Consider the following 20,343-nt stretch of genomic DNA (forward strand, 5'->3'; position numbering starts at 1 on the left):
AATAAGTCAGCGATAAAATACCTAAAAAAAACAAAAACAAACCAAATAAACGCAGATCACACTTTTATAAAAACAACTTAAAAACAAATACTTAAATAACAGTAAATGTAATAAAACAGTGTTCACTATTTTTATTGATATCATTTTACTAACTGGCAATGGAACTTTAGAGGTAAAAAGTACCCCATGAATTGCTCTGGCAAGTTTCACGCTTTTGTTCTAAGCATGATTATGAAGCTTGATTAATACGAGCAATACACAAAAAGGATTCAAATCCTTGATAAATACCTTTATGGACAGTAATTAGGAATTAATAACATGAACAAGACTATGATCGCGCTTGCTGTATCTGCTGCAGCTCTTGCTACTGGCGCTAACGCGGCAGAACTATACAACCAAGACGGTAACTCTGTTGAAATGGGCGGCCGTGCTGAAGCTCGTCTATCTCTAAAAGATGGCAAAGCTGAAGACAAAACACGTATCCGTCTTAACTTCCTAGGTAAAGTTGAAATCCAAGACGGCCTATACGGTGTTGGTTTCTACGAAGGCGAATTCACAACTGCTGATAACGGTGGTGCTACTGATAGCAGCAACGGCGACATCACTAACCGTTACACATACGCAGGTCTAGGCGGTACATTCGGTGAAGTGACTTACGGTAAAAACGAAGGTGCTCTAGGCGTTATTACTGACTTTACAGATATCATGGCATACCACGGTAACTCTGCTGCAGACAAAATCGCTGTAGCTGACCGTTCAAACAACATGCTTTCTTACAAAGGTCAATTCCAAGACCTAGGTCTAAAAGCAAGCTACCGTTTCGCTGACCGTGATGATAGCACTGCAAACAACGAAGGTTTTGCAGACAACGGTCAAGACGGCTACTCTCTATCTGGTATCTACGCAATTGGCGAGACTGGCATTAAGCTAGGTGCTGGTTACGCAGATCAAGATAAGAATAACGAATACATGCTTTCTGCATCTTACGCTATCTCTGATCTTTACTTCGCTGGTGTATTCACTGATGGTGAGAAAGACTTCGACGGTTACCAATACACTAATGCTAAGTTTGCAGGCGTTCAAGACTACACTGGTTATGAATTAGCAGCAGCTTACACGCTAGGCCAAACTGTATTCTCAACTACATACAACAACGCAGAGACTGGTAACGACACATCTGCAGACAACATCGCTATCGACGCGACTTACTACTTCAAGCCTAACTTCCGTGGCTACGTTTCATACAACTTCAACCTGCTAGATGCAAATGACAGCCTAGGTCTAAGCACTGTTGGTGAAAAAGGCGCTGAAGACGAAGTTGCTCTAGGTCTACGTTACGACTTCTAATTCTGACTAGCTAATTGATTAATTAGTTAATTGAGAATCAAAACGCCCGCTCTCTAGCGGGCGTTTTTTATATCTGTATACTGAAAAAATCAGCCATCCAAGAAAATCTTCTATGCGCCTTCTACCAACTCTACTTCTATGTGGTTTTTCCATTAGCGTTTTCTCAATTAACGCTTTCGCATACGCCCCTTTAGATAAACTGCCCGATGGCAGTAGCACGAGTTTGATCTTAGAATCCCTAAGTCACGATTCAAATGACATGAATACCAACAGTAATGGCTATTATCCACCAGCCAGCACTTTAAAACTGGTTACAGCTTTAGCGGCTAAATTGGAGTTAGGAGATGACTTTCACTACACAACCAGTATTGCCCGTTCCAATAAGGATGTTGTGATCTCATTCAGCGGTGACCCAACACTACAGCGAGAAGATCTAAAAAGCCTTTTAGCTCAATATGCTAAGTCGCAATCTAGAACCATTAATGGCAACTTATACCTCGATAACTCGGCTTATACGGGCTATCAACGTGCCGTTGGTTGGCCTTGGGACATTCTAGGAGTTTGTTACAGCGCGCCTTCTAGCGCGATGACGTTAGACAGCAACTGCGCGCAAGCTTCTATTTATACAAAAGATAACGGAACAACGCGCGTATATATCCCTGCGCACTATCCAATAGACGTGACAACCACAGCTGCCACTGTAACGCGTTCAGGGCAGAAGGCTACACAATGCGACTTAGAGCTCATAACGACTCCAGACAACGCTTACAAGCTCTCCGGCTGCTTGGTTGAGCGTAAGAAACCACTGCCACTCAAGTTTGCAATTCAAAATCCAGAACTGTATACCTCTCAAGTAGTGAGTTCATTGCTTAAAGAACTGAAGATCCAAGTTAAGGGCGATGTTATCGTTGGGAAAAAAGAGAAAGCAGACAAAACAACGTTAGTCGCTAGCCACCATTCTGAAAAGCTTCCCGAACTACTCGATATCATGCTGAAGAAATCAGACAACCTAATAGCTGACAACCTTACCAAAACGCTAGGTGCGACATTTTATGTTCAACCGGGCAGCTTCAATAACGGCACTGAAGCGATAAAGCAGATCTTACTGACTAAGGCCAACATCGATCTCAGCAAAGCGCAGCTAGTCGATGGTTCAGGGTTATCTAGAAATAACCGAATGACCTCGCAGACCATGGCACAGGTGCTTCGCTATATCTGGGAAAACGATCAACAACTCAACCTAATTGATGCAATGCCAACGTCAGGTATTGATGGAACGCTTAAGTATCGTCAAAGCATGCGAAAAGCACCGATTCAAGGTAACATCATTGCCAAAAGCGGCTCTCTATATGGCAGTTACAATATGGCGGGGTTTGGTTTAGATAAATCAGGTAATCCAAATTCAATCTTCGTGCAGTTTGTTCGTGATTATTTTCCTGAAAATTCAGATCCTGACAAACCAGTAGAAGCACCGATCACTCAGTTCGAACGCGCTTTCTACAAAAATGTGGTCGAGTTCAGTCAAACACAGAGCAAATCTCAGTAGCGTTCAGTTTATTGTAAACAGTTAATTAAAAAATAAAAAAGGCGCTGAAGATTTAAGATCTTCAGCGCCATTTTTGTTTCTAAGGTGTTTTTAGTTATTTTTATAGGTGCCTATTTTTATAGGAACTAAGCGATACCGAGGAACGAATTCACGACAGTGAAATAGATCCACATTCCTGATATATCGACTATCGATGCAAGTACTGGGCTCACTAACACAGCCGGGTCTAGCTTGAATAGCCTAGCAACGATCGGTAACCCACCACCGAGCACTGTGGATATCGTCACCTGAATAAATAGGGCTACGGCAATCGCAAGTGCAATCATGTTGATGTCATAACCGCCAGTCGATTGGTTTTCGCTAAACAGCAAGATACGGCCAATCATCACCACTGCGATCGCAAGTGCTAAACAGATAGCAACTCTAAACTCTTTCCACAGAACATTAGCCCATTGACGTTTTTTCAACTCGCCGGTGGCTAAGGCTCTAATCACTAAAGTCGCAGCTTGTGTTCCTGTATTACCACCCGCAGCGGCGATTACCGGCATATAGATAGCTAGAAGAACTAACTGACTAAGGATGTCTTCATACTGAGCGATGATAAGCCCAGAAACGATACCCAGTAGTGCTAAGGCAATAATCCAACCGATGCGCTGCCTAACGTGGCTCATCACCCCAGTTGAAAGGTAACCCTGTTGAGGCTCAACCTCTGAGTATATCAGCCCTAGTTGGTGAGCTAGATGTCGAGAGCGCTTCTCAAAGCCCTGCTCTTCTAACTCACTAAGTAAAGTCTGAATCGTACTAAGAGAACATTGCCCAAGTACTATCACCGCATCTTCAAGCGGCATGCGGTTCAAAAGGTTAACTTGTTGCTCATGTCCGTACTGTTGAAACGCATTCGATACAGCTTGGATGTCTTGCTCTGAGTACAGAGCTTCAATAGATAAAAAAGTGTTGTTCATTACCGTCATGGCGAATCTCCCGATTGGCAAAGGTAACGACCATCAAAACAAATAGCCTATAGCTAATACACCAAGGGCATATAACGTTTACACCAATAGGATGTAGCCAAGCGCACCAAGAACGTATAACTAGGCGCACCAAAAGCTGAAAACTACTGGTGTGTCTACTTGTTAGAATCTAGAGTGTGGAAAAGAATGAGGGGGAAAAACAAAGATACCCTACCTGAACGGCAGGACAATAGATCAATACCGAGACAGGTTATTCTTCTCCATTCAAACTAGGAGGATGGTCGGTATTGTTCATAAAAATCTCCAGAATTACTGTCAATTTGACAGCGCGCATAGTGTAGCAATAGGCGTTTCAAAGTTTCGTCAACTTTCTGTCAATAAAAAAGGCATCCGTAGATGCCTTTTGTTCAATTATTGATGAGCGTTATTACTTGATAGTGATACGAGCAAACTTACGCTTACCAACTTGGTAAACCGCAGTACCTGCTTCAGGTACAAATTTGCTGTCTTCAATCTTCTCGCCTTCAAGCTTAGCTGCGCCTTGCTTGATCATACGCATCGCATCAGAAGTCGAGTTTACTAGACCTGCTTCTTTTAGAACGTTAGCAATTGGTAGGCCCGCTTCGAATTCGAATTCAGGCATATCTTCTGGCACTTGGTTCTTAGCAAAACGGTTAACGAACTCTTGCTCAGCTGCATCAGCATCCGCTTCAGAGTGGAAACGAGCAATGATCTCTTTCGCTAGAAGCACTTTCACGTCACGTGGGTTTTTACCTGCATCAACGCCAGCTTTCAGTTCCGCAACTTCTTCAAGTGGACGGAAAGACAATAGCTCGTAGTAGCTCCACATTAGATCGTCAGAGATAGACATGATCTTACCAAACATCTCGCTTGGTGCTTCGCTAATACCGATGTAGTTGTGCGCAGACTTAGACATCTTCTTAACGCCATCTAGACCTACAAGTAGTGGCATCATCAGTACCGCTTGTGGTTTTTGACCTGCTGCTTTTTGCAGTTCACGACCCATTAGAAGGTTAAACTTCTGGTCAGTACCGCCAAGCTCAACGTCGCTCTCTAGTGCAACAGAGTCGTGACCTTGAAGAAGTGGGTACATGAATTCGTGGATAGCGATCGGTTGACCACCAGCGTAACGCTTTTTAAAGTCATCACGTTCAAGCATACGAGCAACAGTTTGGTTAGAAGCAAGACGAATCATGCCTTCAGCACCAAGCTCAGATAGCCACTCAGAGTTGAAACGAATTTGCGTTTTCGCAGGGTCTAGAATCTTGAATACTTGCTCTTTGTAAGTTTCAGCATTCTTCAATACGTCTTCACGGCTTAGCGGTGGACGCGTTGAGTTTTTACCTGACGGGTCACCAACCATTGCAGTGAAATCACCGATAAGGAATGTCACTTCATGACCAAGCTCTTGGAAAGCACGAAGCTTGTTAAAGATAACCGTATGGCCTAGGTGGATATCTGGAGCTGTTGGATCGGCACCCAGCTTAATGCGTAAAGGACGACCTTCTTTTAATTTAGCAATCAGTTCGTCTTCTGGAATCAGTTCTTCTACGCCACGTTTGATCTCGGCTAGTGCAGCTTCAATACTCGCCATTCTTGTTCACTCCCACAGATTTGGCAAAAATACATTAATTAGACATCTTACTTGAATAGCGATGTATTTTGAAACCAGTTACACTATTCCGTCGTCGATTTTCATAATATTTACAGAACGAACCGGAACATGTTGTCTATTTTTGCACGCCTTCCTATTTTGCACCGGGCTTTTATCGCATTTTTTAGTGCCGTAATTTTCGTCGCGATTTTCTTACTTCCCGACGTCAACAGTTTGCGTGACGATTCGGGTGCTTTAGTCGTGGGAAAACATTATCCACTGACTATCGATGCATCTGCGCTTGTTAGCTCAAGTGACGCACCACCAACGGCAGTACTCAATTGGGAAAAATACACCGTTCGTTCTGGCGAAAGCACCTCTGTATTATTCGAGCGTATTGGCCTCTCATACCGCCTGTTAATCACGCTACTCAATACCAATAATGATATTAAGAAACAGCTGTCTAATCTAAGACCTGGCGATGTATTGCAATTCGGCTTTGATGAAAACAACGACCTTATTCAATTAAAACGCCAACTTAGTGCATTTGAAAGCTTCAAGATCACTAAATCTGGCGATTCATTTTCTTCTAGCTTCGACAAGAAAGAAGTGGCTTACCAATACAACTATGCCGAAGCCAACATCACGTCTAACTTCTGGAATGCCGGTGTAAGCGCAGGCCTAACTGCAAACCAAATCATGGAACTGGCGGGTATTTTCGGTTGGGATATCGACTTTGCGTTGGATATTCGTAAGAACGACAGCTTCAAGATCTTGTACCAAGAGAAAGTGGTTGAAGGCGAAGTAATCGGTCGCGGCAAGATCATGGCGGCGGTGTTCAAAAACCAAGGTGATTCATTTACCGCGGTATTAGATGATAAAAGCGGCAACTACTTCGATGAGAATGGTCGAGCAATGAAGAAGGCCTTCCTACGCTCTCCGATTGATTTCCGTCGTGTAACATCGAACTTTAACCCACGCAGAAAACACCCAGTAACAGGCAAGGTTCGAGCTCACCGTGGTACTGACTATGCTGCCCCTGTTGGCACGCCTATCTGGGCGGCGGGTGATGGTATCGTTCAGAAGTCAGGATACAACCAGTTCAATGGTAACTACGTGTTCATCCGACACAGCAACACCTACATCACCAAGTATTTGCACATGAAGCGACGCATGGTGAAAACAGGTCAGCGCGTAAAACAAGGCCAAACCATTGGTACCTTGGGTGGTACAGGTCGTGTGACTGGCCCACACTTACACTATGAATTCTTGGTTAATGGCGTTCACAAGAATGCACGTACAGTGAAGTTGCCACAATCTAAGTCGCTAACCGGTAAAGCAAAAGCAACATTTATTGCTAACTCAGAGATTCGATTAAAGAACCTTGAGCGATATGGTCAGTTGCTAGCAACTAATTAGATTCAAAGTCTAATCACGGTAAAACAATAAAAAGAGCGCCCATCGAGGCGCTCTTTTTATTTTCGTTGAATCCAAATGTTCTGTTATTTTTCAGGCTTCTTATTTCGACCTAACATTAACAGACATGGTGTCAGTACCAAGGTCAGTACCGTCGCAAACGCCAACCCACCAGCAATAGCAGTCGCGAGCTGTGACCACCATTGTGTACTTGGCGCGCCAAACTCTATCTTTTGATTAATCAGGTCGATGTTCATCTCTAACACCATCGGCATCAAACCCAAGATAGTCGTAACAGTCGTGAGCATTACTGGCCTTAAACGCTGAACACCGGTTCTCAGGATCGCATCTCGTTTATCCAGGCCTCTTTTGATTAGCTGGTTATAGGTATCAATCAACACGATATTGTTGTTCACCACTATCCCTGCTAGTGCGATGACCCCGATACCCGACATCACGATGCCAAACGGGCGCTGGAAGATAAGCAACCCAACAAACACACCCACGGTTGAGAACAATACGGCACTTAGAATCAAGAACGCTTGATAGAAACTGTTGAACTGAGTTATCAGAATCAAAGCCATTACCGCCAACGCCACCAAGAAAGCACTTTGTAAGAAGGCTGACGAATTCTCTTGTTCTTCGTTTTGGCCACGGATACGAAACTCTACGCTACTCGGCAGCCCCAATTCACTTAACGCTTGCTCGATCTTTGGCAGTTCGAGCGCAAGGTTATAACCCTCTTCCATATCCGCCATGATGTTCACCACACGCTTTCCATCGAGGCGCTTAATCGTGTCCTGTTTATGGTCGGGAACAATCTGGGCAAAGTTGGTGATAGGCACTAAACCTGCTGGCGTTTTCACTCTCAGTTGGTCAAAGCGTCCAATATCCCTTTTATCATTCGGGTAACGCACCAAAATATCGACCTCTTCTGATGAATCATCAGGGAGATAATCACCAATCTTTAACCCGTTAGTGACAAACTGAACGGTGTTGCCGACCAAGGTAGCGTCTGCTGCAAAACGGGCGGCATCGTCTCGGCGGATATCCACCTTCCAATCGATGCCATCTTTACTCGCAGTGTCGCTGATATTAGTCAGTGCTTGATTACCATCCGCCCAACTTCTCACAATTTTTGCGACCTGATTTAGTTGCTCAGGTGTTTTAGCGGAAAGCTCAATCACCAAGTCATTTTCAACCGGAGGACCCGCATCTGGGAATTTGTATTCTATCTCGACACCAGCGTATTGATCCGTTTTCACCTTTAACTCATCAATGATCACTTTAACACTGCGGCGATATTGCCAATCGACTGGTGTTATCGAGATCAAACCGATCTGGTCGTCACCACCGGTACGCGTATAAACCGTATCGAACTCGTCATGATTCAGCATTATCTGTTCAATATCGCGCATGATGTCATCTTTTTCTTGAATTGAAAGGTCGCCATGAGAACGAACCTTGACGTTAAAGAATGGCGGATCAACTTCAGGGAAAAACTCAGCACCGAGTCCCGCTTTTGAATACGTGAAGCCAACCGCAACCGCTAGCAGTATCGCACTGCACAGAATCTTAAATGGGTGCTTAATCGCAATCGACAGTGTGTGGTAATACGCCTTGGTTAAGCCTGTCGCCTGTGAAAAATCACCATTATGCAAAGCCACCATTCGAGCTTGGCTCTGAGACGAGACGTATTGCGGTTTACCAATCAAGCCGCCCAACACTGGCACAAACAACAACGCCATAATCAATGAAGCCGTTAAAGTCGCGATCAGAGTTAGTGGTAGGAATTTCATGAATTCGCCTGTAACATCTGGCCAAAACAAGAGTGGAGCAAACGCCGCTAACGTTGTAGCCGTTGATGCCGTTATTGGCCATGCCATCCGCTTGGCTGCATCTCGGTAGGCATCTTTACGACCTTCCCCTTCTTGCATTCTCCGGTCGGCAAACTCAGTCACCACAATAGCGCCGTCTACTAGCATCCCCACCGCCATGATCAGAGAAAACAGCACCACGATGTTAACGGTTAAGCCGAATACAGACAGAACCAATAAACCCGTGAGGAATGATCCAGGAATTGAGATGCCCACCAATAACGCAGTACGCACACCAAGAATCGCGATAATCACAATCACGACTAGAATAATGGCGGATAAGATATTGTTTTGCAGATCATTAAGCATGATCTTCACATCTTTAGATTCGTCCCAGGTGTATTTAACCAACAGGTTATTTGGCCATTCAGCTTGCTGTTGAGCGCCAGCCATTACGGCTTTCACTAGCTCAACGGTTTCGATGATGTTCTCACCTGCACGCTTCTTGATATCCAACACCACCGCAGATTTGCCATCTAAACGAGCAAAACTTTCAGGATCTCGAAACGCTCGACGAACTGTCGCCACATCACCAAAAGTGACCACCTGTTTGCCATCCACTTTAATTGGTAGCTCAAGCACATCCTTTAAGGAATTAAACACCGAAGGTACTTTGACCGAGAAACGGCCATAGCCTGTATCGACAAAACCCGCGGCAACCACTCGGTTGTTCAAAGCGATCAGGTTGTAGATATCCGCTTGATCTAGGCTGTAGCTCTCCATCAATAGAGGGTCAACGATGATTTCAACGATATCTTCCCTATCACCTGCAATATCGACCTCTAATATCTGGCGATAGCTTTCGAGTTTATCTCCCACTTCTCGGGCAATTTGTACGATAGTACGTTCAGGAACAGTACCGAATAGCACAACAGAAAGTACTGGTTGCTCAGAAGCGAGTGTGACTTCATTTACAGTTGGTTCATCACTGTCTTCTGGTAACTTTGGTTTGGCAAGGTCAACGGCATCACGAACATCCGCCATTGCTTTGGTAAGATCAACGCCAACATTAAACTCCAACACCACAGAGGCATGACCTTCTGCTGCAGTTGCTGTCATCTCTTTTACGCCCTCAATCGACCTCAGCTCTTGCTCTATCGGTCTAACCAATAAACGTTCGGCATCGGTTGGCGAGATCCCTTGGTGCCCGACTGAAACGTAGATAATCGGGATCGTAATGTCAGGGCTCGACTCTTTGGGTATCGTGATATATGTAATAACACCTGCAACCAAGATGAGCGCCAAAAGAGAGAGCATTGTTCGAGCACGAGACAAGGCTGCATCAATAATTGAATACATCAGTTATCTCCTACTCAGTTGTTACGTTTGAGAGTTCAGCACCTTGCTCAACCGCAATCACCGAATCACCATCACGCACAAACCCTTGTCCGACGGTGATGATATCGACCTGTTGACCTAAACCCGTGAGCCACACGCCATCTTGCTCGGCTTTCACTAGCTGAATCCCAACAAATTTCACGATTGGTGAGTCATCGATTGAAACCAACGTTTTGACCCCAAGGTTACCGGCCTCATCTAAAGCCAACATTGCAGGTGTCACCTTGATTGCGTCTCTCGTTTCTAGGTTAAGTTTCACTTCAGCGCTAACCCCTGCAGGTAATAGACCTTCAGAGTTATCGATTTCAATCTCGATTGGAAAAGTATTAGTTGAGGCCGAAGAAATTCGAGACACATAACGCAAGCGCCCTTCTGCCTCTTCTCTTCCTAGCAAGCGAACCAAAGCAGATTGATTGACTAGCAGATGTTGGATGTGGCGCTCACTGACATCAGCTTCAATCACCAGAGGATCAAGGTCAATCACGCCTGCGACTGGATCGCCAACACCAACGAAATCACCCAACTCGACCATCAAATCCTGAACCACACCCGAAAAAGGCGAGGTAATAACAGTATTCTTTAAAGCCAATTCTGCATTTCGCATCATGGCTTTCGCTTCAGTTAACGAAGCCTCAGCGGTGGTATAAGCTATCTCACCTTGCAAACCTCTTTTCTTAAGTGACTGCGCCGCTTTGAACTCTTTCTGCTTTAAACGATACAGAGCCGATGCTCGCTCTAACTGTATTTCCAAATCACCTTTATCTATCTGAGCAATCGCCTGCCCCGCTTTAACCACATCGCCTTTCACGACGTTCAAGCGAACAATCTTTCCCGCAACTTCCGCCCCTAACCGAGCATGCCTGTCGGGTGCCGTGCGACCATATAAATCAATGGTTTTAAAGGTAGGTGATGAGGTGAATGTTTGAAAGGAGACCTTGGCCAACGGAATTTCTGTCGCTTTTTTCTCTGGCGACTCTTCTGCTTGCCCCACTCCTAGGCCAAGCCAGATAGACAACAACATCACTAAAATCAGAGACACTAGCCACGGCTGTTTCAGTTTCTGAAAAAGTGGTGAGTTAGAAAATAGAGTGGGCATAGCAAATCCTTTTGTCCGATGTGATTAAGACGCGCTAAATGGCTTAACACTGTCATGTGCAACTTCCTGATACACATAAGTAACCTTAACAGACCAAAACCAAACGAAGTTGGACGCTATCGACAGTTTAAAAAATATGCCGTGTACTAAAAATGATACAATAGAAGGTTGGAATGGTTTTAAAAGCAATGACTTAATGTGTCTTAGCAATTTTGAGGCTGCGTGAAAAACAACAGCCTTGCTCAGAACCGAGCTTTGTTATCAAGAGAAATTTGGGGATATAAAAACAAAAACGCCGAACATAAGTTCGGCGTTTACAACCTTCTGGTGTAGCTTTCAGCTAAAGCTGTCTTTTAACTCTAGCTATCTTTCAAGCTATACGCTGAATGATGCGCCACAACCACATGTTGTTGTAGCGTTCGGGTTGTTCACAAAGAAGCGTGCGCCTTCTAGGCCTTCTGTGTAATCAACCATGCCGCCCATTAGGTATTGTAGGCTCATTGGGTCAACAACCAGCGTTACACCGCTGTTTACAATCGTAGTGTCGCCATCATTTACTTTTTCATCAAATGTGAAGCCGTATTGGAAACCACTACAACCACCACCTGTAATGTATACACGTAGTTTTAGTTCTGGGTTTTCTTCTTCAGCGATTAGCGTTTGTACGCGGGTAGCTGCTGCATCAGAAAAAGACAATGGGATATTTACTTCGCTCACGACAACCTCTCTTACCTGTGTCAAAAACAACATGATACAAATCTAATTCGAGACCAGTGTTGTTGAGTATTTTCTTATATTCGGGTGATTATCTAATACCTGACTGAAACGTTCAAGTATTCACCACCGGATCCTTCCTTTTACTGCTGTAAACTCGTCAATATCTGGCAATTAAAACGTGTAACCACACAAAACAACCAGATTCGGGCGATTATCTGGGCGAAAGCATTCCTAGTTGGATTAGGGATAGGTACAATGCGTGGCAATTGGTCCGACAGTCAAAAGAGGATATATCAATGACCAAATCAGCAGAGCTGTACGAAAAAGCACAGCAAACTATTCCTGGTGGCGTAAACTCTCCAGTTCGTGCATTCAATGGCGTAGGTGGTTCTCCAATCTTCGTTGAACGCGCTGATGGCCCACTTATTTTTGATGCTGATGGTAAAGCATATATCGATTACGTTGGCTCTTGGGGTCCAATGATCCTTGGTCACAACCACGTTGTTATCCGTGATGCCGTTATTGAAGCAGCTCAACGCGGCCTTAGCTTCGGTGCTCCAACCGAAACTGAAATCAAAATGGCTGAGCTTGTATCAGAGATGGTTCCATCAATGGAACAGCTACGTATGGTTAGCTCAGGCACAGAAGCAACAATGAGCGCGATTCGTCTTGCTCGTGGCTTTACTGGTCGTGACAAAATTCTTAAGTTTGAAGGCTGCTACCACGGCCACGCAGACAGCCTACTTGTAAAAGCAGGTTCTGGTGCTTTGACTCTAGGTCAACCAAGCTCTCCTGGCGTACCAGCTGATTTTGCTAAGCACACGCTGACTGCAACCTTCAACAACCTAGATTCAGTACGTGAGCTATTCGCAGCGAACAAAGGCGAGATCTCGTGCATCATCGTTGAACCAGTTGCGGGCAACATGAACTGTATCCCACCAGTAGAAGGCTTCCACGAAGGTCTACGTGAAATCTGTGACCAAGAAGGTGCATTGCTAATCTTTGATGAAGTAATGACAGGTTTCCGCGTTGCTGAAGGCTGTGCGCAGGCTTACTACAACATCAAGCCAGACCTAACGTGTCTTGGTAAAGTTATCGGCGGCGGTATGCCTGTGGGTGCTTTTGGTGGTCGTAAGGAAGTGATGCAATACATCGCACCAACAGGCCCTGTTTACCAAGCAGGAACGCTTTCAGGTAACCCTGTTGCAATGGCTGCTGGCTACGCATGTTTGAACCTTCTACGTGAAGAAGGCAACGAAAAGCGTCTAGCTTCAAAAACTAAGCAGCTAGCGAATGGCTTCAAGCAACTTGCTGACAAGCACGGTATCCCGATGCTAGTACACCAAGTTGGCGGTATGTTTGGTTTCTTCTTCACAGACCAAGAAACTGTAACGTGCTACGAAGATGTAACTAAGTGTGATGTAGAACGCTTCAAGCGCTTCTTCCACCTAATGCTGGATCACGGTGTTTACCTTGCTCCTTCAGCATTCGAAGCAAGCTTTACTTCTCTTGCTCATGGTTCAAAAGAGCTCGATGCGACACTAGAAGCCGCTGACCGTTCTCTTGCTATCATTGCTGCTGAAAGCAAATAATCGAAAGCACTTTATAAGTCGCTAACCGATTGAATTTAGGGCTGCATTAACGCAGCCCTTTTTAATGCATCGACTAAATTAAACTCGAGTATTTCCGCTTAGATTACCCGTCAATTTGTTCGAAAATTTAACGAAAAGCGTCTAACGTTCCCAGAAAAGGAAAACCAACAACATCAGCGTACCAAGTAACATCCTGAACCAAGGGATCTCTTTTTTTGTTTGCTGTTGTTCGTCTTGGCATTTCTTATCTTTATCACAGCATCCCATAATCAAAACTCCTCATTGCTAACTCTCTGTTTTGCAGCCATTATAAACTCAGAACGCAAATATAGAGACCATTACCGTGTCAGAAAAAATCAAAATCAATTCCAGCCACTGGGTGATCATCATTGCCCTGCTTGCGGCGGCTTATGCTTGTTACCTGCTTATCGAACCATACGTTAACTCGATTGTGATGGCCTTTATCATTTCACTATTGATGTTCCCGATCCATGAGTGGCTTGAAAAAAAGATACCGAATAAAGAAAACGTGGTCTCCCTGCTTTCTTGTGTCATCTTAACCTTTATTATCGTGATCCCTTTATTGGCGGTGTTTGCAGCTATTGTGCAACAAGGTTCTTTGTTCTCTCAGAACACCTACCAGTGGGTAACACACGGCGGCATTCAAACTCTGTTCGAACACCCTTTGGTCGTGAAAGCCCTGTCGTTCGTGAACAACTATCTGCCTTTTGACAATATTGAACCTCAAGCGATCGCTCAAAAGGTCGGTGAATTCGCAACAAGCTTTGGTTCTAAACTTGTTGGTATCAGCGCAAAAATCCTTGGTGATGCGACTAACTTCTTGATGGACTTCTTCTTGATGTTGTTTGTTCTGTTCTTCTTGTTAAGAGATCACGACAAAATCATCAGTGTAGTACGTCATATTCTTCCGTTATCTCGCAGCCAAGAAGACAAACTTCTCACTGAGATTGAGCAAGTTTCTAAATCAGCCGTTATGGGCTCATTCTTAACGGCGATTGCACAAGGTTTTGCCGGCGGCTTAGGTATGTGGATTGCAGGTTTCCCAGGGCTATTCTGGGGCACAATGATGGGCTTCGCCTCTTTCATCCCTGTTGTCGGTACAGCACTAATCTGGATCCCAGCGGCGACCTACTTATTCCTAACCGGTGATACTACGTGGGCAATCTTCCTAACGGTTTACTGTGTGGCGATCGTTGGCTCAATTGACAACCTTCTGCGTCCGCTGCTAATGCAAGGCAGCGCGGGCATGAACACCTTAATGATTTTCTTCTCATTGCTAGGTGGTATTCAACTATTTGGCTTGATTGGTCTTATCTACGGCCCACTGATTTTTGCTATTACTATTGTCCTATTCAACATCTACGATGAAGAGTTTAAGGACTTTTTAAACCAGCAAGACAAGAGTTAATCGACTCCGAGGCAACTTGCTTGCCGAACGAGTATTAAACACTTCAAGCTTTGGGCGGATTATGCGAAAATCCGCCCTCATTTTTTGCTAACGATTCAATAGAGTGTCCTATGTCAGCTTATATTGCCCCAAGCCAGATTGCTGAGCGCCAACTTGCCTACTTTGAAGGCAAACATGTTTTAGTTGCCGGTGAGGCTGAAGACTTATTCCCTGTTGAATTAGCCAAGCATTGTGAATCTGTATCTGTGTTCACCTCTAATTACAGCTACTACCGTCAGCTTGAAGGTTATAGCACCATCCAACGCTTTTACGGTGCTGAGTTTACCGAAGAGACCAAAGCTGACTTAGTGATGCTCTACTGGCCGAAAGCCAAGGCAGAAGCTGAGTATTTGCTGGCGATGCTGTTTGCCAAGCTAGGTAAAGACACAGAGATTGTCGTAGTTGGTGAAAACCGCTCTGGCGTGAAAAGTGTTGAGAAGATGTTTGCGCCATACGGTAAGGTCGTAAAATACGATTCAGCGCGTCGCTGTTCTTTCTACTGGGGCCAATGCTTCGAACAGCCACAAGCTTTCAACTTACAAGATTGGTTTAAAACCTACACGGTGAACATTGGTGAGCAATCACTGACAGTGAAAAGCCTTCCTGGCGTATTCAGCCACGGTGAATTCGATGTGGGTAGTCAACTGCTGCTGGATACTTTGCCAAAACTGAAAGGCAAAGTTCTGGACTTCGGTTGTGGTGCAGGCGTGTTAGGCGCTGTAATGGCATCTCGTAACCCTGATATCGAACTAGAGATGTGCGACATCAGTGCATTTGCCGTAGCATCAAGTCAAGCCACACTCGAAGCGAATGGTTTAATAGGCAAAGTTTTCGCGTCAGATGTCTATTCTGATACAGCACAAGACTACCAATTCATCATCAGTAACCCACCATTCCACTCAGGTTTAGACACCAGCTATAGCGCGACTGAGACCTTACTTGCCCAGGCACCTAAACATTTGAAGCGCTCAGGTGAGATGATTATTGTCGCGAACAGTTTCTTAAAATACATCCCAATTATTGAGCAAGCGTTTGGAAAATGCGCGACTCTAAATAAGACCACCAAGTTCGCGATCTACCACGCAAGTAAGTAGCCTCTCTAGCACAGCGCAGGGTCATTATCTGCGCTGTCTGTTCATATTTCTATCAAAAGTCTATAAAAGTGAGCTTTTGCACACGCTTTAAATACCACTTACTTGTCAAAGTAAAAAAACTCGTTAATTTCGTTAAATTGGAAACCATTAATTCTATTCTCTGTACTTGTTTTCGCCCCTTTTAGCAGTACATCAAAGGAAAGTAGTACCCAATTTATGTTTAGATTTTATCGTAAGCAGAAGTTTAAGCGCCTTCAAAATACCCTAATGCTGGCATTTCTTGTCCTCAGTATTACTCCAGTGACACTTATCGCGATATTTTTCCTTCAATCGCACAGTCAGGACCTTCAGGAACAAAGCACCTCACACCTTGTTTCAGTCCGTGATACTAAGCAACAGCAAATTGTCGATTACCTGCAAGCTCAAGAATCCCAAGTTATGGGCTTTGTTCGCTCAGAATTAGCCAATGCCAGTGGCGGCCGATTCTATGGTTTGATCAATGCCTTCCAGCGACTTGGTCTAGATATTGACGAAGCACGCAGTAATGCGCAGCAGCGTTACATTCAAGGATCGGGCGATCAGATCAAAACATCGATTCTTCCAGAATCGAGCAGCTATATTGGTAGTGAACGTTATCGCCTACTGCACAAGCGCTACCATAACGCTTACCTAGAGCTGCTTAAACGCTCCGATTTTGACGATATTTTATTGGTTGATATCAATGGTAACGTCGCTTACTCCGTCTTTAAAAATGACGATTACGGCACCAACTTGCTGACAGGTAAGTACAAAGATTCAAACCTAGGCGTTACCTTTCAACGACTCGCTAAAGATGTCACTGATCGACGCAAATCCAACGAAGATTACACGCCAGTTATTGTATCGGACTTTAAGGACGAGAACGGTAAACAGACAGCATGGCTAGGTGCGCCTATCGTGCAGCAGGGGTATTTGCACAGTTATGCGATGTTCAGGCTACCGATCAACGGCATCACCAAGCTTATTGCTGATCTCAACAAGAGTTCAAATATTCAAACGCTTCTTGTAGGTAGTGACCACTTACCTCGTAGCCTTGCGCACTCTCAAGAGTCGATTAACTTAAGCCTAGACGTGGTTGATAAAGCACTTGCGGGCGAAACAGCAGTAGGCACATTTGATAACACTCTAGATCAGGCGATCATCGCGGCCTATACACCAATTGAACTCAAGTACGCGACTTGGGCTCTCGTTGTCGAGCTTCCAGAAAAAGAAGCATTTGCCCGTATTCATCAACTAGAAAAGATCTTCGTGATCGTGATGCTCACAGCGATCATTCTGGTGGTTGTCGCATCGCATTACCTCTCTAACTTCATCACCTCACCGCTACTCAAGCTCACTTGGGCTGCCGAGAAAGTTTCTGCTGGTGATCTTGATGAGACGATGATCAACACCGAACGTAAAGATGAAATCGGCCGCTTGGCGGTCAGCTTTGAACGAATGCAGCGCTCTATTCGTGAAAAGATGCAACTTATCAAAAGCCAAAATGACGAGCTGGAAGACAACCTCAAGACCATTCAAAAACAAAACGAAGAGTTACAGCTGGCTAACAAACTCAAAGATGAGTTCTTAGCGACCACCTCTCACGAATTGAGAACACCACTGCATGGCATGGTTGGTATCGCTGAAGCTCTGATATCTGGCGCGAATGGTCCTATTCCAGCAAACCAGAAGTATCAGTTAGATATCATAATCAATAGTGGTCAGCGGTTGGCTACGCTGGTTGATGACCTGCTTGATTACCACAAGATGCGTTACGGCAGCTTAGATATTAAGAAATCCGCGGTCGATCTGTCTGCAGCCACCAGCTTAGTGCTTGAGTTATCTCATCACCTGCTGGGTAACAAACCAATCCGTATTATTAACCAAGTCCCAAGCGATCTAGGGCTAGTCTCATCCGATCCTCAACGACTTGAGCAAGTGATGTATAACTTGGTCGGCAATGCCATCAAGTACACATCCGAAGGTAAGATCGTTATCTCGGCAAGCGTTATCGATGACAACATCCGTGTACAAGTGGTCGACACTGGCCAAGGCATACCAGCAGAGTACCTTGAGCACATCTTTGAGCCGTTAATTCAAGCTGGACAAGATGCGAGTAACTATCGCCAAGGTGCAGGGCTTGGGTTATCAATCAGTCGCCAGCTAATCGAGCTAATGGGTGGTTCTCTGTACGTGAGCAGCCAACCGATGCTTGGCACCACGTTTAGTTTTACTCTGCCTCTGGCGACAGAAGAAGAACTTAAGAACTACAACGAATCAGGCAGCTACTCACACTTCCAAGCGCCTGATTTGATTGATAACGCTCAGCAAGAGAGCAGTGTTATCAGTGAGAACCCTGATGGCCCACTACTGGTTATCGCTGATGATGAGCCAGTCAACCTGCGAGTATTGGACAGCTTCTTGAAATTAGAAGGCTATCGAGTACGCACAGCCTGTGACGGACCTGAAACTATTGAATTGATTGAGAAAGAGAAGCCAGAACTACTTCTACTCGACATCATGATGCCGGGCATGAGTGGCTATCAAGTGTGTGAATCGCTGCGTAAGCAGTATGACCACGCACAGTTGCCAATCATCATGCTGACGGCACTCAACCAAGCAGAAGACCGTGTACGCGGTTTCGAAGCGGGTGCTAATGATTACTTATCTAAACCATTCAACAAACAGGAACTGGCTGCGCGAATCACGGCTCACTTATCAGCAAGTAAAGCTGAGCAGAGACGCCTTGAGAATGACCAATTGCAACTTGAGCTCAAACACCGAGCCATGGTTGAAGCCAACCTATTGGAAACTCAAGGGCGTTTACTAGAACAGTTAGAGTCGGCTCCAGAAGCCATCATCTGTATTCGTGATGATCAGCGTATTCGCTTTGCCAATGAAGCGGCAGCGAAACTGTTTAGACGTGGGCAAGAACAACTTAAGCGCTCCATGGCCGATGAGATCATCGCACCTAAGTACCTTAAGGTGGAACAGGCGCACTATTGTGGTGATATCGACATCTATATTGACGATACCCGTCAGCGCATACCAAGTGACATCCTCAAGCTGCCAGAAGGTTCTGGGCTCGACACTATGTACATCTTCAATGTTGGTGGTGGCGTTAACTCAAACCGTATCAATAACCTTGAGACGGCCGTTGAAGCACTCTCTAGCTATGCCTTTGAAGGTGACAAGGATAAGCTGCAACAACTCAAGGAGCTCGGTGGTGAGTTTACGCGTCTTGCTGATAAGGCTACTGGCGAAGGGAAAAACAAACAAGAGTTGATGCGTGAAGTCCTAGTGGATGCCATGACTAACGCCATTATCTACTGGGAATCGGTTACCGGTGAGACCAAGTTTGCTTTCGCAGAAAAGAGTGGCTTGTGGCGCGTCTACTTAGACCGCAGTACGCTTCAAACGCGAACGTTGGACAAATATCTACGCGTAGAAACGCTACCGAAAACACCTCGCTGGCGAACGGTGTTAAGCTCAATCGAATTCATTCTCGAACACTGCAAAGAGCAGACGCCAGAAAGAACACACATTGAGATGCTCAGAGACAAGCTACAGAAATTACTGACCAGCTAATCCTGAACTAACATCACGATACTTCAAATAATGAAGCCCACCTCGTGTGGGCTTTTTTATGCATGGCATTCCAGTAAAAGGCACAATAACACCTCCTTGAAACCACTTTTTTCACATCATTAAACAAGCGAAATATCACGTTACTTGAGCGCAAACAGCACTGTTAAAATTCACGGTTACTTGCCCTTTTCCTCACCATTATTAACCATTAGCTGACTCTTTGTTGCAGTTTGAGAAGCGAGTCACAACAGAACGGCAGATTTAATTTTCTAGGGAAATTTAACGTAAAACGAACAAGTGACCAAGATCTACAATTACATTAAAACAACACAAGGCTATATAATTAAAAGAATAAAAAGTAAGTAATCACTAACATTTGATTGCCAACACAAATTCAATTGCGAGTCACATCACCATAACAATTGCGTGCAAAAAACCATCAAACCACCCTATTTTGACGTTAATGACGTGTGGTTATGTGTTTTTAACGTTTTTGACGGGAAACGAGTTTGATTAATTCATCGATAAGGTGTTTTCTTACTCCTGCCAAAGGCCTACAGGCCACTCTTACCACTTCTCGGAATCAACGATGAATCTGGAGCAACGAAGAAGAGGTAGGCCTTTAACTAGAGTGTGTATCTACTAAACCATTTAGCGACA

General features: G+C 44.8%; 12 protein-coding genes. 7 read left to right on the forward strand and 5 right to left on the reverse strand.

All coding sequences use genetic code 11. The features are described from left to right. Nucleotides 1–318: 318 nt before the first annotated feature. Nucleotides 319–1,347 (forward strand): porin, encoded by a 1,029-nt coding sequence (locus FLM53_RS04950; protein WP_176680397.1) that lies wholly within the window; start codon nucleotides 319–321, stop codon nucleotides 1,345–1,347. A gap of 112 nt (nucleotides 1,348–1,459) precedes the next feature. Next, nucleotides 1,460–2,893, forward strand: coding sequence for a serine-type D-Ala-D-Ala carboxypeptidase (gene dacB / locus FLM53_RS04955; protein WP_176680398.1), 1,434 nt, complete (start codon nucleotides 1,460–1,462; stop codon nucleotides 2,891–2,893). Nucleotides 2,894–3,018: 125 nt separating this feature from the next. Here dacB and FLM53_RS04960 read toward each other — a convergent pair whose 3' ends face one another. After that, entirely contained in the window at nucleotides 3,019–3,864 is an 846-nt protein-coding gene (locus FLM53_RS04960; RefSeq protein WP_176680399.1) for a magnesium transporter, read from the reverse strand. Between the two features lie 427 nt (nucleotides 3,865–4,291). Further along, entirely contained in the window at nucleotides 4,292–5,479 is a 1,188-nt protein-coding gene (tyrS, locus tag FLM53_RS04965; protein ID WP_123284066.1) for a tyrosine--tRNA ligase, read from the reverse strand. Nucleotides 5,480–5,608: 129 nt separating this feature from the next. Here tyrS and FLM53_RS04970 point away from each other — a divergent pair, with 129 nt between their 5' ends. Further along, nucleotides 5,609–6,898 carry a peptidoglycan DD-metalloendopeptidase family protein gene (locus FLM53_RS04970; protein WP_176680400.1) on the forward strand — a complete coding sequence of 430 codons (1,290 nt, stop codon included), beginning with the start codon at nucleotides 5,609–5,611 and terminating at the stop codon, nucleotides 6,896–6,898. A gap of 83 nt (nucleotides 6,899–6,981) precedes the next feature. On the opposite strand, the gene FLM53_RS04975 is transcribed toward FLM53_RS04970, so the two are convergent. The 3 genes from FLM53_RS04975 to erpA all read right to left on the reverse strand — a co-directional run bounded on the left by FLM53_RS04975 (nucleotide 6,982) and on the right by erpA (nucleotide 11,923). Beyond that, nucleotides 6,982–10,071 carry an efflux RND transporter permease subunit gene (locus FLM53_RS04975; protein ID WP_176680401.1) on the reverse strand — a complete coding sequence of 1,030 codons (3,090 nt, stop codon included), beginning with the start codon at nucleotides 10,069–10,071 and terminating at the stop codon, nucleotides 6,982–6,984. Nucleotides 10,072–10,081: 10 nt separating this feature from the next. Continuing rightward, complete coding sequence (locus FLM53_RS04980) at nucleotides 10,082–11,206, reverse strand: efflux RND transporter periplasmic adaptor subunit (RefSeq protein WP_176680402.1); 1,125 nt, start codon at nucleotides 11,204–11,206, stop codon at nucleotides 10,082–10,084. A gap of 375 nt (nucleotides 11,207–11,581) precedes the next feature. Then, complete coding sequence (erpA, locus tag FLM53_RS04985) at nucleotides 11,582–11,923, reverse strand: iron-sulfur cluster insertion protein ErpA (RefSeq protein WP_004734539.1); 342 nt, start codon at nucleotides 11,921–11,923, stop codon at nucleotides 11,582–11,584. Between the two features lie 296 nt (nucleotides 11,924–12,219). Here erpA and hemL point away from each other — a divergent pair, with 296 nt between their 5' ends. The 4 genes from hemL to FLM53_RS05005 all read left to right on the forward strand — a co-directional run bounded on the left by hemL (nucleotide 12,220) and on the right by FLM53_RS05005 (nucleotide 19,683). Continuing rightward, entirely contained in the window at nucleotides 12,220–13,515 is a 1,296-nt protein-coding gene (gene hemL, locus FLM53_RS04990; protein ID WP_048605689.1) for a glutamate-1-semialdehyde 2,1-aminomutase, read from the forward strand. Nucleotides 13,516–13,858: 343 nt separating this feature from the next. Further along, nucleotides 13,859–14,944, forward strand: a complete 1,086-nt coding sequence (locus tag FLM53_RS04995; protein WP_017633266.1) for an AI-2E family transporter — start codon at nucleotides 13,859–13,861, stop codon at nucleotides 14,942–14,944. Nucleotides 14,945–15,054: 110 nt separating this feature from the next. After that, nucleotides 15,055–16,077 carry a 16S rRNA (guanine(1207)-N(2))-methyltransferase RsmC gene (gene rsmC / locus FLM53_RS05000; RefSeq protein ID WP_176680403.1) on the forward strand — a complete coding sequence of 341 codons (1,023 nt, stop codon included), beginning with the start codon at nucleotides 15,055–15,057 and terminating at the stop codon, nucleotides 16,075–16,077. Between the two features lie 216 nt (nucleotides 16,078–16,293). Then, nucleotides 16,294–19,683, forward strand: coding sequence for a response regulator (locus tag FLM53_RS05005; RefSeq protein WP_176680404.1), 3,390 nt, complete (start codon nucleotides 16,294–16,296; stop codon nucleotides 19,681–19,683). Nucleotides 19,684–20,343 lie beyond the last annotated feature (660 nt).

It is taken from the genome of Vibrio sp. Scap24, from assembly GCF_013394185.1.
Lineage (GTDB): Bacteria > Pseudomonadota > Gammaproteobacteria > Enterobacterales > Vibrionaceae > Vibrio > Vibrio pomeroyi.